Below are 13,899 nucleotides of genomic sequence, written 5' to 3'. Positions count from 1 at the left end.
GGCACGGCGCGACTCGCCTACAGAAAGGGGGGTGGCTGGCTCGTTGACGAGACTGATCGCTCTGCCCTTGGAACTGACGTTTGCATACCGCGTGACCAATTGAAACCTCATCTTCCGTTTGAGGGTCAACGACGGGGAACGGCCTGCGCCGGGGTGTCAGCGCCAGGGTGGACCCGATCGGCTGTGACTGCGGAGTCTGTGGACCCGTGACAGCCATTGGCGCCGGGTTTTTGGCCCTGGGCGCCGGGGATAATAACCACGATTTTCGGCGATGAGGCAAACAAAAAGTTACAAACCGCAAAAGTGTCCGTCAAACGGCATGGCTGTCCAGCCGCCAGATATGCTTCCAATTTCAGCGGCGGGCGGCGATTTTTCCAGGCGCGCGCAGCGTTGGCGCAACCCCCTAACAGGCGCTTCAACAATCGAGCGCGTCAGCCGCTTCGGTCAGGGAGTCGACGATCACGTCCCAGTCCTGTTCGGCGCTCAGGTCAGATGTCTGGCCTGGCCCGTGCTCGGCGGGACGTCGGACGAAAACGGTCTTGAAGCCATTCGCACGTGCGGCAGTCAGGTCGGCGTTATGCGCAGCCACCATGGCGACGCAATGCGGCGCCAGGCCCACGGCTTTTGCAGACTTCAGGTAGGTCTGGGGCATCGGTTTGTAGGTGCCGGCGATCTCTGCGCCGACGATGACGTCCCAGGGCAGTCCGCCGAATTTCGCCAGGTTGAGCATTCCGGCGATGTGTCCGTTCGATAGCGTACCGATCGAGAATCTGCGCTTTAATCGGGTCAGGCCTGCGACCGAGTCTGGCCAGGGATCAAGCCGCTCCCAGGCCTTGTTCAGCTCGACGAGTTCGGCGTCGGGAATGCTGCCGAAATCCACCTCGTGGCGCGCCAGCACGGTTTCGAGACTCTCCCGGTTGAGCACGTCGAGTGTCACGTACGGGCGCTCACCCGCACGCACGCGCTGCATGGAAGGTTGATAAAGACCGCGCCACTGATCGGCAAAATCAAGGGGGTCGACGTGCATGCCATGCCGCTGCAGAAATGGCGCAGCGGCCCGCGCCACGCCGTTTCGCCAGTCGACAACGGTGCCGAATACATCGAAACCGAGAAACCCTATCTGTTCCAGTCTGGCCATATTGCTCTCCCGAATCGTGCACAGTCGCTTATAGTTCTACAGAACTAGAACTATAGAACCAATCGCGCCAAAGCGAGTTGTTCCGGGCAGACATTGCCCCAACTGTAAATGTTATGGACGGCACCGAAACGGCTCGGCGGCTGATCAATCAACGATAGACGGAGGATTCATGGACTACGTAAAGCTTGGCAACACAGGGCTGGATATTTCCAGACTGTGCCTTGGATGCATGACATTCGGCGAGCCCGATGCCGGAACGCATCCCTGGACACTGGGCGAAGAAGCAAGCAGGCCGATCATCAAACACGCCGTCGAGCAAGGCATCAATTTTTTTGACACGGCCAACAGCTACTCGGCAGGCACTTCGGAAACCATCGTCGGCAAATTGCTCAAAGAGTTCACCCGTCGCGACGAGACCGTCATCGCCACGAAGGTGTTCTTTCCGGCAAACATGTGGGAAGGCTCGACCCGTCCTAACGAGAAGGGGCTTTCGCGCAAGGCCATCATGTCCAGTATCGACGCGAGCCTGACGCGACTCGGCACTGACTACGTCGACCTGTACCAGATCCATCGCTGGGACTATGACACGCCCATCGAAGAAACCATGGAAGCCCTGCACGATGTGGTCAAGGCCGGCAAGGCCAGGTACATCGGTGCGTCCTCCATGTACGCATGGCAGTTCGCCAAGGCCCAGCAGGTCGCGACCGCGCATGGCTGGAGCAGGTTCGTCTCGATGCAGAACTACCTGAACCTGGTGTATCGCGAAGAAGAGCGCGAGATGATCCCGCTGTGTATCGATCAGGGTGTCGGCCTGATGCCGTGGAGCCCGATGGCACGCGGCAGGCTGACCAGGCCCCATGGTCAGCAGACCGAGCGGACCAGAACCGACGTTTCCGGCCAGTCGTTTTACGAGGCGACCGAAAAGGAAGACGGTCGGGTGATCGATACCGTGGAACAGCTGGCCGCAGAGCGCGGGGTGCCGATGGCGCAAATCGCACTGGCCTGGGTATTGGCCAAGCGCGGTGTATCCGCGCCCATCGTCGGCGCCTCCAAGGCCATGCAGCTGGACGATGCCATCGCAGCGCTGCAACTGGTGCTCAGTGATGAGGACATCAAACGTCTCGAAGCTCCATACGTGCCCCATGCAGTGACCGGTTTCGTCTGACCGACGCAGCAAAACACCCGTAACCGGCGAACGACATGAGCGTCGCCGGTTACCCGCAGCACAGAGCGACGACGAGGACCCTAAAGATCGCACCCCACGCTTTCGTAACTGTCATACAGTTCTGAAATAACACCTGTCTATGTCACCGTGCGCAAATATCTATTGGGCAGCGAGTCGACTGGACGGTATTGTCAGGCCATTCTGAATAAAGGCTCTTTGCCATTATTTAATTCGACTTCTTCTGTTGCCTCGCTCGGGTTCATTTCATGAAAAATCAGGTTTCTCTGGCTACGCGCATCGGCTTGGGATTCGCCGCTGTCGTCTCGCTGCTCATCTTGATCACCGCCGTTGGCATTCAGCGGGTCGGGTTCATTGACAGCACCCTGGAAGACGTAGGCGAAAATGCCGCCAAGGTGCAACGCTATGCGATCAACTTCCGGGGCAGCGTGCATAACCGTGCGATCGCCCTGCGCGATGCCGTGCTGGTCAACAACGACCAGGACCTAGCGCTGCATCTGGCAGAGATGACCCGCCTTGAAAAGGACTATGTCGACTCGGCCGTACCGATGGAGCAGTTGTTCACCAAGCCCAATGTCAGTGCCGAAGAACGCCAATTGCTGCGCGGCATCAAGGAAATCGAGCAGCAAACGCTCGGCTCTACCAAGAGCGTGATTGCCTTGCGCCGTGCCGGAGACATCGCCGGTGCGCAGGCCTTGTTGCTCAGCCAGACCTCCGGTAACTACAGTGAATGGCTGAAGCGTATCAACGCGCTCATCGACCATGAGGAAGCCTCGATCAGGGTCCAGCTGGATAATGTGCAGGCGACCGCCAGCCAGTTCCGTGGCCTGATGCTGCTGGCCACGGCGTTCGCTGTGCTGCTGAGCATTGTGCTGTCGGCGTTCATCATCCGCTTCGTGAAAAAGACCCTTGGCGCAGAACCGGTTGACGTTGCCGAAGCCATTCGCCGACTGGCAGCGGGCGATCTGCAGCAAACCATCACCACGGCCTATCCTGACAGCGTCATGGGTGTGCTGAGAACGGCGCTAAACCGTCTTTCAGAAACCATCACCGACGTACGCATGGCCGCTCAGGAGGTCAGCCAGTCCTCTACCGTGCTGTCGACTGCCTCCTCTGCCAACAATGCGCAGATCATGGTGCAGACCCGTGAAGCCGAACAGGTGGCCACCGCCATCAGCGAGATGGCCGCGACGGTCAGTGAAGTGTCGGGCTATGCAGCGCAGGCCGCAGACGCTGCACGTCTGGCTGACAGTGAGGTGGCGAACGGCAACACGCTCGTCGAAGGCACGACCACTGCCATCGAACAACTGGCGGCCACGCTGACTGAAACGACCAGCACCGTGGAGCGGGTCTCACGGCACGGCGAGGAGATCGAAAAGGTGATCGAGGTGATCAACTCGATTGCCTCACAAACCAACCTGCTGGCACTCAACGCGGCCATTGAAGCCGCCCGCGCGGGCGAGCATGGCAGAGGTTTTGCGGTGGTGGCCGATGAGGTTCGTTCGCTGGCCAATCGCACCCAGCTGTCGACCCAGGAGATTCAGAACATGATCAGCACGCTGCAGGGCGGTACTGAAACTGCGGCACAGAACATGCGCGACAGCTGTGAACTGGTCAATCGTGCCGTGGAACAGACACGCAATGCCCAAAGCGCCCTGTCGAGAATCAATCAGGAAGTGAGTGCGATCAATCACATGAACGCGCAGATCGCCAGCGCGTCGGTTCAACAGAGTGCGGTGGCAGAAGACGTTGCGATAAATATCACCAGCATCCACGACTCGACGCTCAAATCTGCCAATGGATCGCAGCAGGTGGCAACCGCCAGTGAGGAGCTCGCACAGCTTGCGGATCGCCTGACCCGCAAAGTCGCATTTTTCAAGGCAGGCTGAAGGTGTGATGAGGTATCGCGACGATGGATTGAGCATCGCCGCAGTATCCCATTATCGGCAGATCAGTCTATGCAACTGACCGGCCTTGAGTTGCGCATCGCCAGTATCACGGTGAGCATGGACAGCGCGGCACATACCGCGCCGATCACGATGGCAGCGGTAAAGCCGGCCCGACCGGACACCACACCACCCATGAACGCCCCGCCGCCTATCGACAGATTCACCACACAGACCAGCAACGCCTGAACGCCTTCGACACGATCATTGGAGGCCTCGAAACACCAGATCTGCGTGGTGATGGGGATCATCCCGAAAGCGAACCCCCAGACCAGAATCACCGGCCAGAGCAGCCACGGGTTACCGACGAACATCAGCAGCGCCGTCAGCGAACCCAGCATCAGCAGGGTCATGATCAGCACCGAGGACGGCGCGCTTCTGGCCGCCAGGGCTCCACCGGCCAGATTGCCTGCAACTGCCGCCAGGCCGAACGCGAAGAGCAATGCGCCCAGGGCCTGACCCTGAATATGCGCGAATTCCTGCACGAAGGGCGCGAGGTACGTGTAAGCCGCGAAGTGCCCGACATAGATCAACAGTGCGGCGGCGAACATGCGACGAATGCGTTGCTCGCCAGCCAGCGACAGCATCTGGCTGATGCCGGCAGAACGCTCGCCCGGCAACGCAGGCAGGAAGAATGCGATCAACAAACCCACTGCCACCGTGACCACTGCCGCTGTTTCAAAAGCGGCCCGCCAGCCGAAGGCTTCACCGATCAACGTACCGGCCGGAATCCCGGCGACAGTGCCAATCGAGACGCCCGCCAGCACATAAGCCGTGGCCTTGACGCCCTCCTTGCCGGGCCTCAAGCGCGGCCCGAGGGACCCGGCAATCGTCCAGAATCCCCCCAGCGCGAAGCCGAGCAGGACCCTGCCTGCGAGGGTCAGCCAGAAGTGCGTGGACAACGCGACGATCAGGTTGGATGCCAGCAATATCGACAGCAGCCCGAGCAACAGGCGCTTGCGGTCGACATGACTGAACAGGGCAATACAGGACGGTGCCGAGATGGCCGCGAGGATGCCGGGAACGGCCATCATCAAGCCTGTCTGGCTGATGCTGGTTCCCAGGTCGCGAGCGATATCGGGCAGCAGCCCGACCGGCAGAAATTCAGTGGTGACGGTGGCGAACGACCCAAGCGATACACTGCCAACGGCCCACCATGAAGCGGGTTTTGTTTCTACGTTTCCAGCGGTTTCAAAGCGACTCACAGCGGTTCCAGAATTCGGGAATGTCAGCGACCGGCCGCTCGGGCCAGCGCGTGTAAGCGGCCAACCCTAACGTGTAAGCCCGTATCGAAGCCACCTTGCGAAAGAATTTTGTGTGGATGACGCGAGGCAAGTCCCGCGAAGACGGGCCATCAGGCCGATGCTCCGCGGCGAGGTTGCATGGGTGACGCAGAGCATCACAAACGGCATTCCCACGGAGCATGGGAACGATCAATCACCGACTATCGTGCCGACGCTCCGCGTCAAGAACGGCGTTCCCAAGCAGCGCTTGGGAACGATCACTCAACAACGATCTCAGGTCATGTGACCTACTTGTTGCGGGTCACTCTCCAGACGGTGTTTGCCAGGTCGTCAGCGATGATCAGTGCGCCTTTCGGATCAACCGTCACGCCCACTGGCCGGCCGCGAGTCTTGCCGTCAGCTCCGCGGAAACCGGTTGCGAAATCCACAGGCTCGCCCGCAGGACGGCCATTGCTGAACGGCACGAAGATCACCTTGTAACCCACCGGGTTATCGCGGTTCCAGCTACCGTGCTCACCAACGAACACGCCGTCGGCAAACTTGTCGCCCATGGCCGGGATCGAGAACGACACGCCCAGTGCGGCGACGTGCGAACCAAGGCTGTAATCAGGCTTGATCGCCGCAGCGACTTTGGCCGGATTCTGCGGCTGGGCACGCGTGTCGACATTCTGGCCCCAATAGCTGTAAGGCCAGCCGTAGAACGCGCCCTCCTTCACCGAGGTCAGGTAATCCGGTACCAGATCAGGCCCCAGCTCGTCACGCTCGTTGACCACCGTCCACAGCTGCCCGGTGCCCGGCTGAATCGCCAGTGCCGTCGGGTTGCGCAGCCCGGTCGCATAAGGCTTGTGGGCACCAGTGGCGGCGTCGATCTGCCAGACCATCGCCCGATCGATCTCGACCTCCATACCGCGCTCGGTCACGTTACTGTTCGAGCCGATACCGACATACAGGTAACGGCCATCAGGGCTTGCCGTCAGCGCCTTGGTCCAGTGGTGGTTGATCGCCGATGGCAAGTCGGTAACCTTGGTCGGCTCACCGCTGGCCTTGGTCTGACCTTCCTGATAATCGAAGCTGACCAGCGCATCCTGGTTGGCCACGTACAGCTTGCCGTTCGCGAAGGCCAGGCCATAAGGCGCATTGAGGTTCTCGGCAAAGACCGTCTTCAGCTCGTACTTGCCGTCGCCGTCCGCGTCCCGCAACAGTGTCAGACGATTACCGCTTTTGACCTTGGTGTTGCCCTGGGCCTTGATGACGCTGGCAATCACGTCCTTGGGTTTGAGCTTGGCAGCGCTGCCGCCGCGTCCTTCGGCAACGATGATGTCGCCGTTGGGCAAGACGATGGACTGGCGCGGAATATTCAGATCACTGGCAATCGCCGTGATGCTGAACCCCTCAGGCACGGCAGGCTTCTGATCGCCCCATGCGGTCGGTTCGGCAATCTTCATACTCGGCAACAGGCCGCGTTGCGGGTCCGGCAGTTTCGGATCCGGTCCGCGCGCCTGAGTGCTGTCGGCTTCACCGCCGCAGGCGCTCAGCAGCAGCGCCATGCTCAATGCAGTCAATGCGTGGATATTTCTCATTCTGCACCTCCGGAACGCAGGCTGGTGAGCCCGGTCCACGTCGCAACGCAGGCCAGAACAGTGACGATGACCGACAGGATCAAGCCAGACGGCATGACCGCCCAGGCGTCTTTCGCATGCTCGAAGGCATTGACCAGACCCAGCACCCAAGTAACCAGCAACAACAGGAAGTACACCACGGGACGACCGGCCTTGTGATCGGCGCGAACCAGATTGACCAACGCGAACAGCAACGCCAGCCCGCAGAACAACAGGCCTCCGGCAATCAGCCAGGCGGCAAAGTTGCTCCACTGCACCTGAAACGTCTGGTAATAGGCAATATCACTCAGCAAGCCACCGAGAAACAAAGGCACGGTTCCGGCAAGCAAGGTCGCATGTAGCGGGCCTGGCGTGTAGCGGTAGACGGGATGGGTGGTTACGGTCATGACGGCTCCTTTTCGTTCGGCGACCCTGGATCAAAACTCAGTGCGGATGCGCTGGCAGGTCGGGGTCGCGCTGAATGCGCATAAGGAAGGATCATGCTGAGCACGCGATAGTTCAGCGTTTTTCATTTCGAAATATTTTGAAAACGCTACTCGCGTGCAGTGCGCTTGTTTCGCCGGCAACGCTCAGAGCAATAAAGCACCTCATCCCAGCAGCGCGCCCACTTCTTGCGCCAGGTAAACGGCAGCCCGCAGACCACGCAGGTCTTGACCGGCAGCTCGTTCTTTTTCAAAGCGCTTCTCCGGCATCCAGTCTGGCCAGCAAATGCTCGCCCCGCTCCCACAGCGCCTGTTGCTTGGGCTCAGCCATGCGATCAAGGTTCTTATAGATAATTGCCATGCGCTGATTGCGACGTAACAGGTCGCCGTGGCGCATCAGGAAATGCCAGTAGAGCGCATTGAACGGGCAGGCATCCTCAGTGGTGCTTTCAGTGACCTTGTACGCACAGCCGCGGCAATAGTCAGACATGCGTTTGATGTACTGGCCGCTGGCGCAATAGGGCTTGGAGCCCAGATAGCCGCCATCCGCGTGCATGACCATGCCCAGCGTATTGGGCAGCTCGACCCAGTCGAAGGCGTCCATGTAGATCGCCAGGTACCACTCGCAGATCTGCTCCGGCACGATGCCGGCAAGCAGGGCAAAGTTGCCGGTCACCATCAGGCGCTGAATGTGGTGGGCGTAGGCATGCTTCAGGCTCTGGCCAATGGCCTGACTCATGCAGTTCATCTTGGTTTCACCGGTCCAGTAAAACTCGGGCAGCGGCCGGCTGTTACCGAACAGATTGCCGCTCGCGTAATCGGGCATTTTCAGCCAATAGACGCCACGCACATACTCCCGCCAGCCGATCAGTTGGCGAATGAAACCTTCGGCGGCATTCAGCCCCACCCTGCCCGACCAGTAAGCGGATTCAACGTCACTGCACACCTGGCGTAAATCCAGCAGCCCGATGTTCAGCGCCGCGCTGATGCGCGCATGAAACAGAAAAGGCTCATCAGTGGCCATAGCGTCCTGATAATCGCCGAAACCGGCCAGGCCATAGTCCAGAAAGTATTCCCACAGCGCCTGAGCGTCGGCGTGCGTAACCGGATAGTCGAAATTATCCAGCGAGCCGTAATGGCTGGCAAAGCGCTCGCCTACCAGCTTTAGTACCTGGCGGGTAATGGTGTCGGCGGAAAAGCGCAGCGGATAAGGCGCGGCCATGCCCTTGGGCAGCGCCTTGCGGTTCTCGGCATCAAAGTTCCAGGCACCACCGACCGGCGTACCGTCGCCGTTCAACAGCAGCCTGCTTTTGCGGCGCATCTCCCGGTAAAAGAACTCCATGCGCAACTGCTTCTTGCCGTGCGCCCACGATGAGAATTCGTCACGGGAACAGAGAAAGCGCGTATCGGCGTGCCACTGGATGGGCAACCCGCAGTCCTTGATCGACTGCTCCAGACGCCAGTCGCCACATTCGGTGATGTGCAGCTCTTCTGCTCGCAACAGAGCCTGCCAGCGCTGTAACTCACCCGGCACCGACCCGGTGTTCTGCGGATCATCGAGCATGACGTACTGCACCCGAACACCACGCTCACGCAGCGCCTCGGCAAAATGACGCATGGCACTGAAGATCAGCACGATCTTCTGCGGATGATGCGGCACATGACTCGCCTCTTCCATGACCTCGACCATCAGGACCGTGTCGCGTTCGGGGCACAAGTCCTTCAGGGACGCGAGATCGAAGGAAAGCTGATCGCCAAGGATCAGGTGGAGACGAGGGGCTTGGGTCAATGGAAGAGGCTCCGCAGCCATAAAACTTGTACCAATGTAATTTCATGTACAAGATTTTCATAGCGCTTTTCGATGGATACCTGTCAGACCCTCACGGCGACTCACGTCCGGCCTCAGCACGGAAATGTGAAAAATTTGTTAACTATTTGTTCGCAGTGTCTTTTTCTGTGCGAAACAACCTGTCACACTAATGCGAACCATTATCAACATTATTATCATCCAGCCATGGAGGGCGTCGAGGGAGTGTCGGGTTCATGTCGGGGCAACAATCGCAAAGCCGCAATCGTTTCACACCGGGTCTGTTGGCAATGGGCATCTGGGCTGCCACCACACAGGCAGCCCTTGGCGCTGAAGAACAGCCCGCCACGACCATGGAACTGGGCGCCACGCAGATCAGCAGTGATCAACTTGGCTCCACAACCGAGGGCAGTCAGTCCTACACCACCGGCCCGATGCAGACCGCGACCAAGTTGCCGCTGACCATTCGTGAAACGCCGCAGGCGGTAACGGTTGTCACCCGCCAACGCATGGACGATCAGGCCATGACCAGCATCAATGACGTGGTGAGGTATACGCCGGGACTGTTTTTGGACCAGTCCAGCGGGCCGGGTCGGCAAACCTACACTTCGCGCGGTTTCGACATCGACAACATCATGTACGACGGCCTGCCCGCGTCTTATTCGGGCTACACGGCAGGCGTTCAACCCAATCTGGCCATGTTCGATCATGTCGAGGTGATCAGGGGTGCCACTGGCCTGGCGACAGGGTCTGGCAATCCTTCGGCAGCGATCAATATGGTGCGCAAACGCCCTACCGCCGTGCCACAGGTCACCCTCACCGGCACGGTCGGGAGCTGGGACGATTACCGTGGCGTCTTCGATGCGTCCGGCCCACTGAACGACAGCCGCACGGTTCGCGGCCGGATAGTTGGTTCCTACCAGGATGCCAACAGCTTCCGCGATAAGGAAAAGAGCGATCACGGCGTATTCTACGGGGTGGTCGAAGCCGATCTGAGCGACGCGACGACCGCCACCCTGGGCCTGTCTCGTCAGGAAGATCAGACCAACTACTTCTGGGGCGGACTGCCCCTGGGCGTCGATGGTCACCACCTGAACCTGCCGCGCTCCACCTATTCCGGGTCGGATTGGGAAAACAAGAAAATCCGGATAGACACCGTGTTCGGTGAGCTGGAGCACCGTTTTGACAACGACTGGAAACTGCGCGTAGCAGGCTCGAGCTCGTCGCTGGACGGTCTTTTTTCGGGGACCTACCTGTCTCGCTACAACGGCCCGCTGGAAACCACGGCCTACCAGTCGAAGCCGGAAGAGCAGCAAACCGCCTTCGATGTCTACGCCAGTGGACCGGTCGAAGCCTTCGGCCGCACTCATGAAGTGGTGGTCGGCACCAGCCGGCGCGTGTACGACCAGACCAGCAACGAGTACAGCCCCTACGACACCGGCCTGCCCATCGGCGCGCCAAAGCCGGACTTCGTTCGCAATGGCAAGACGCATAGCATCGCTACCCAGGATGCGGTCTATCTCACCACACGCCTGAGCCTGGCCGATCCATTGACCCTGATCCTCGGCGGCCGTCTGGACTGGTACGACTACGATGACCGCGTCGGCGATGAAGACTACAAAGTCACCCGTAACCTGACGCGCTACGCAGGGCTGATCTACAAGCTGGATGAACACCACTCGCTGTACACCAGCTACACCGACGTCTTTCAGCCGCAGAGCGCACAGGACCTGTCCGGCAAGGTGCTCAAGCCGGTGGTGGGTGAAAACTATGAAGTCGGTATCAAGGGTGAATACTTCAACGGCGCCCTCAATACTTCCTTGGCGGTGTTCCAGATCGACCAGAAAAACCTCAAGACCCAGTCACCGACCCAGGCGGGCTGCGCGGTTCTGACCTGTTACGACGCTGCCGGTCTGGTACGCAGCCAAGGCATCGAGATGGAACTGCAAGGCGCGCTGACCGAGAACTGGCAAGTCGGTGCAGGCTACACCTACGCCCGTACCCACTACCTCAAGGATGCTGATCCAACGAAAAAGAACCAGCGTTTCGACACCGACACGCCCGAGCATCTGTTCAAGGTGTCGACGGTCTATCGCCTGCAGGGCGCACTGGAGAAAATGCGCGTCGGTGGCAACGTTTACTGGCAGAGCCGCATGTATAACGACATCGCGCTTACCGATGGCAGCTATCGCCTGGAACAGGGGAGCTACGCCGTCGCCGACCTGATGGCGGGGTATCAGGTGAGCAAGAACCTCGACCTGCAACTGAACGCCAACAACATCTTCGACCGCACCTACTACACGGCGATTGGCGCAAGCTCGGTATGGGGTTCCACCGACGTGTACGGCAACCCGCGCAGCTATGCGTTGACGGCCAAGTACAGCTTCTGAACCTGAGCCACGCTGCTGCCGGGCATGCTCGGTAGTGGCGTGGTTACCTGAGCGGTCACGCACCGCCATCCAGACCAAACGCCTTCGCCATCCCGCCTGCTCCTTTGGGCGTCAGCTGCAGTGCTCTGGAATCCAGATGGCGGCTTACCCAACCGCGTTTGAGCATCAGTTCCAGCAGCGCCGCCCCCAACGCGCCGCCGATGTGCGGGGCGCGTTCACTCCAGTCCAGGCAGGCGTAGGCCAGACGTCTGCGTTGCTGACGTACTGCGTCCACGTCAATGCCCAGCGCATTCAGTGATTCGGCACCCCGTTGACTGATCACATAGTCCTTGCCCTGCTCATGTAACCAGCCGGCCTTGAGCAAGGCGTCGTGCAACTTGACGGCGACTTCTCCGGCGCAATGGTCGTAACAGGTTCGAGCCTGTCTCAAGGCCGAAGGCGTGTTGGGTTTGAACGGCGCAACGCTGTGTCGAGTCAGCAACAGCAAGGCTTCCAGCGCTTGCGCCACCTGCGCGTTGGCCAGTCGATAGTAACGATGCCGCCCCTGCACGAGCATTTCCACCAACCCCTGCTCACGCAAACGCGCGAAGTGGCCACTGGCGCTCGATGCGCCTGTATCGGCTAGCGCCGCCAGCTCGGTCGCGGTTCGTGCGTGCCCGTCCAGTAGCGCACAGAGCATTCGGGATCGTGCAGGGTCAGCAATGGCACCCGCCACTGCCGCCAGCGAAAGGTCTGCCGCTTCAACATCCATAGTTCAGCCATCCCTGAAGTGTTCTCGTAGGCAGCCATCATACTGCTGCCAAACCATTTGAAGGGATTCACCCATGCGTCAATCGAGTTTTTTCGGCAGAAAAGTCGTCGCGGCCACGTTTCTGATGGCTGTGTTTGGCTGGGGCATCGGCTTTTACGGTCCGCCGATATTCATGTATGCCGTGATTCAGAGAACCGGCTGGTCGACAGCGCTGTGCTCGGCTGCGGTCACGGTGCATTTTCTGGCAGGTACGTTGGTCGTGGTCAACCTGCCTGCGTTGTACAAAAGGTACGGCCTGCCGTGGATTACGGTCTCAGGGGCGGCAACCCTCGCTGTCGGTGTGTACGGCTGGTCGATCGCCAATCAGCCCTGGCAGCTATTTATCGCGGCGGCTCTCAGCGGATTCGGTTGGGTAACCATGGGTGCGGCGGCGGTCAACGCCACAATCTCGCCATGGTTTGTCAGCAAACGCCCCGGCGCATTGGCGATGGCCTATAACGGCGCGAGCATCGGCGGCGTGGTCTTTTCGTCGGGCTGGGTGTACCTGATCGACCAGTTCGGGTTCAGCCTCGCGGCGATCGTGGTGGGTGTGCTTTCAACAGTCGTGATCGCGCTCCTCGCTTTCGGTGTGTTCCGGTTCAGGCCTGAACATCTGAGTCAGCACCCCGACGACATTCGCCAGACAACCACCGACCTGCCTCCATTGCAGGACACTGCACCCATAACGTTGCGGATTAACCGGCCATTCATCACGCTGGCGGCAGCCATGTCGCTCGGGCTGTTTGCGCAGATCGGCCTGATCAGCCAGTTGTTTCTGCTGCTGATTGATCACGTCACACAACAGACCGCAGGTATGGCCATGGGTGTTGCTACCTGCAGCGCTATCTTCGGCAGATTTCTGTCCAGCAGGCTGTTAGCGCCAGGCACCTGTAGACGCCACGTCGCCTGCCTGAGTTACGCCTGCCAGGGCCTGGGCTGTGTGGTGCTGATGTTTATCGGCACAAGCCCTGCCCTGTTATGGGCCGGCATGATTCTTTTCGGCGTGGGTATCGGCAATGCGACATCACTGCCTCCCCTGATTGCCCAAGCGGAATTTCCCCGGCATCAGGTTGCGCGCGTGGTGACGTTGATCGTCGCCATCGCTCAAGGTTGCTACGCCTTTGCGCCAGCCTTCTTCGGTGGTGTCCGGACTTTATTCGACGGGCCTGACAGCGACGTGGTGATACTGGCACTCACTGCCAGTATTCAGGCGTCAGCAATACTTGCGCTCATCAGCACGCGACCCCATGTAAAACCATCTAAACCCCCGAAAACAGAGTGATCACTCTGCTTTTTAAAAAGAATATTAATGCCTGTAAAAACACAAAAAACAGAAAAATATTGCTTATTAAATTTATAT

Annotated in this window: 11 protein-coding genes; 4 read left to right on the top strand and 7 right to left on the bottom strand. The window is 59.6% G+C overall.

What is annotated here, in order from left to right:
• Positions 1–415: 415 nt before the first annotated feature.
• The gene (locus GE543_RS12505) at positions 416–1,138 is read right to left on the bottom strand and encodes a haloacid dehalogenase type II (RefSeq protein WP_153221562.1); all 723 of its coding nucleotides are present in this window, start codon (positions 1,136–1,138) and stop codon (positions 416–418) included.
• Positions 1,139–1,307: 169 nt separating this feature from the next.
• Here GE543_RS12505 and GE543_RS12500 point away from each other — a divergent pair, with 169 nt between their 5' ends.
• Entirely contained in the window at positions 1,308–2,303 is a 996-nt protein-coding gene (locus GE543_RS12500; RefSeq protein ID WP_153221561.1) for an aldo/keto reductase, read from the top strand.
• A gap of 266 nt (positions 2,304–2,569) precedes the next feature.
• Entirely contained in the window at positions 2,570–4,210 is a 1,641-nt protein-coding gene (locus GE543_RS12495) for a methyl-accepting chemotaxis protein (RefSeq protein ID WP_004410550.1), read from the top strand.
• 62 nt (positions 4,211–4,272) lie between these two features.
• Here GE543_RS12495 and GE543_RS12490 read toward each other — a convergent pair whose 3' ends face one another.
• The 5 genes from GE543_RS12490 to GE543_RS12470 all read right to left on the bottom strand — a co-directional run bounded on the left by GE543_RS12490 (position 4,273) and on the right by GE543_RS12470 (position 9,362).
• Positions 4,273–5,472, bottom strand: coding sequence for an MFS transporter (locus tag GE543_RS12490; protein WP_371927158.1), 1,200 nt, complete (start codon positions 5,470–5,472; stop codon positions 4,273–4,275).
• A 326-nt stretch (positions 5,473–5,798) separates the two neighbouring features.
• Positions 5,799–7,091 carry a sorbosone dehydrogenase family protein gene (locus GE543_RS12485; protein ID WP_004418497.1) on the bottom strand — a complete coding sequence of 431 codons (1,293 nt, stop codon included), beginning with the start codon at positions 7,089–7,091 and terminating at the stop codon, positions 5,799–5,801.
• Complete coding sequence (locus tag GE543_RS12480) at positions 7,088–7,516, bottom strand: DUF2231 domain-containing protein (RefSeq protein WP_003368607.1); 429 nt, start codon at positions 7,514–7,516, stop codon at positions 7,088–7,090. Before GE543_RS12480 ends, GE543_RS12485 begins: the two co-directional genes overlap by 4 nt.
• A gap of 146 nt (positions 7,517–7,662) precedes the next feature.
• Entirely contained in the window at positions 7,663–7,806 is a 144-nt protein-coding gene (locus GE543_RS12475; protein WP_003315231.1) for a DUF2256 domain-containing protein, read from the bottom strand.
• Positions 7,803–9,362 carry a cryptochrome/photolyase family protein gene (locus GE543_RS12470; RefSeq protein WP_153221559.1) on the bottom strand — a complete coding sequence of 520 codons (1,560 nt, stop codon included), beginning with the start codon at positions 9,360–9,362 and terminating at the stop codon, positions 7,803–7,805. Before GE543_RS12470 ends, GE543_RS12475 begins: the two co-directional genes overlap by 4 nt.
• 233 nt (positions 9,363–9,595) lie before the next feature.
• Between GE543_RS12470 and GE543_RS12465 the strand changes: the two genes are divergently transcribed.
• Complete coding sequence (locus GE543_RS12465; RefSeq protein ID WP_153221558.1) at positions 9,596–11,749, top strand: TonB-dependent siderophore receptor; 2,154 nt, start codon at positions 9,596–9,598, stop codon at positions 11,747–11,749.
• Positions 11,750–11,804: 55 nt separating this feature from the next.
• Here GE543_RS12465 and GE543_RS12460 read toward each other — a convergent pair whose 3' ends face one another.
• Entirely contained in the window at positions 11,805–12,500 is a 696-nt protein-coding gene (locus GE543_RS12460; RefSeq protein WP_046269835.1) for a helix-turn-helix transcriptional regulator, read from the bottom strand.
• Between the two features lie 73 nt (positions 12,501–12,573).
• Here GE543_RS12460 and GE543_RS12455 point away from each other — a divergent pair, with 73 nt between their 5' ends.
• On the top strand, positions 12,574–13,821 hold the full coding sequence (locus GE543_RS12455; RefSeq protein WP_153221557.1) for an MFS transporter: 1,248 nt from the start codon (positions 12,574–12,576) through the stop codon (positions 13,819–13,821).
• Positions 13,822–13,899: the final 78 nt, after the last annotated feature.

This window comes from Pseudomonas sp. SZ57 (genome assembly GCF_009495975.1).
GTDB classification, from domain to species: Bacteria; Pseudomonadota; Gammaproteobacteria; order Pseudomonadales; family Pseudomonadaceae; genus Aquipseudomonas; species Aquipseudomonas syringae.
The sequence above is the reverse complement of the archived record's forward strand: the minus strand, read 5'-3'. Positions and strand labels throughout refer to the sequence as shown.

Coding starts and splice junctions, on each gene's coding strand:
- GE543_RS12465 (WP_153221558.1), top strand. CDS start 9,596: ATGTCGGGGCAACAATCGCAAAGCCGCAATCGTTTCACACCGGGTCTG.
- GE543_RS12500 (WP_153221561.1), top strand. CDS start 1,308: ATGGACTACGTAAAGCTTGGCAACACAGGGCTGGATATTTCCAGACTG.
- GE543_RS12505 (WP_153221562.1), bottom strand. CDS start 1,138: ATGGCCAGACTGGAACAGATAGGGTTTCTCGGTTTCGATGTATTCGGC.
- GE543_RS12480 (WP_003368607.1), bottom strand. CDS start 7,516: ATGACCGTAACCACCCATCCCGTCTACCGCTACACGCCAGGCCCGCTA.
- GE543_RS12495 (WP_004410550.1), top strand. CDS start 2,570: ATGAAAAATCAGGTTTCTCTGGCTACGCGCATCGGCTTGGGATTCGCC.
- GE543_RS12460 (WP_046269835.1), bottom strand. CDS start 12,500: ATGGATGTTGAAGCGGCAGACCTTTCGCTGGCGGCAGTGGCGGGTGCC.
- GE543_RS12470 (WP_153221559.1), bottom strand. CDS start 9,362: ATGGCTGCGGAGCCTCTTCCATTGACCCAAGCCCCTCGTCTCCACCTG.
- GE543_RS12455 (WP_153221557.1), top strand. CDS start 12,574: ATGCGTCAATCGAGTTTTTTCGGCAGAAAAGTCGTCGCGGCCACGTTT.
- GE543_RS12485 (WP_004418497.1), bottom strand. CDS start 7,091: ATGAGAAATATCCACGCATTGACTGCATTGAGCATGGCGCTGCTGCTG.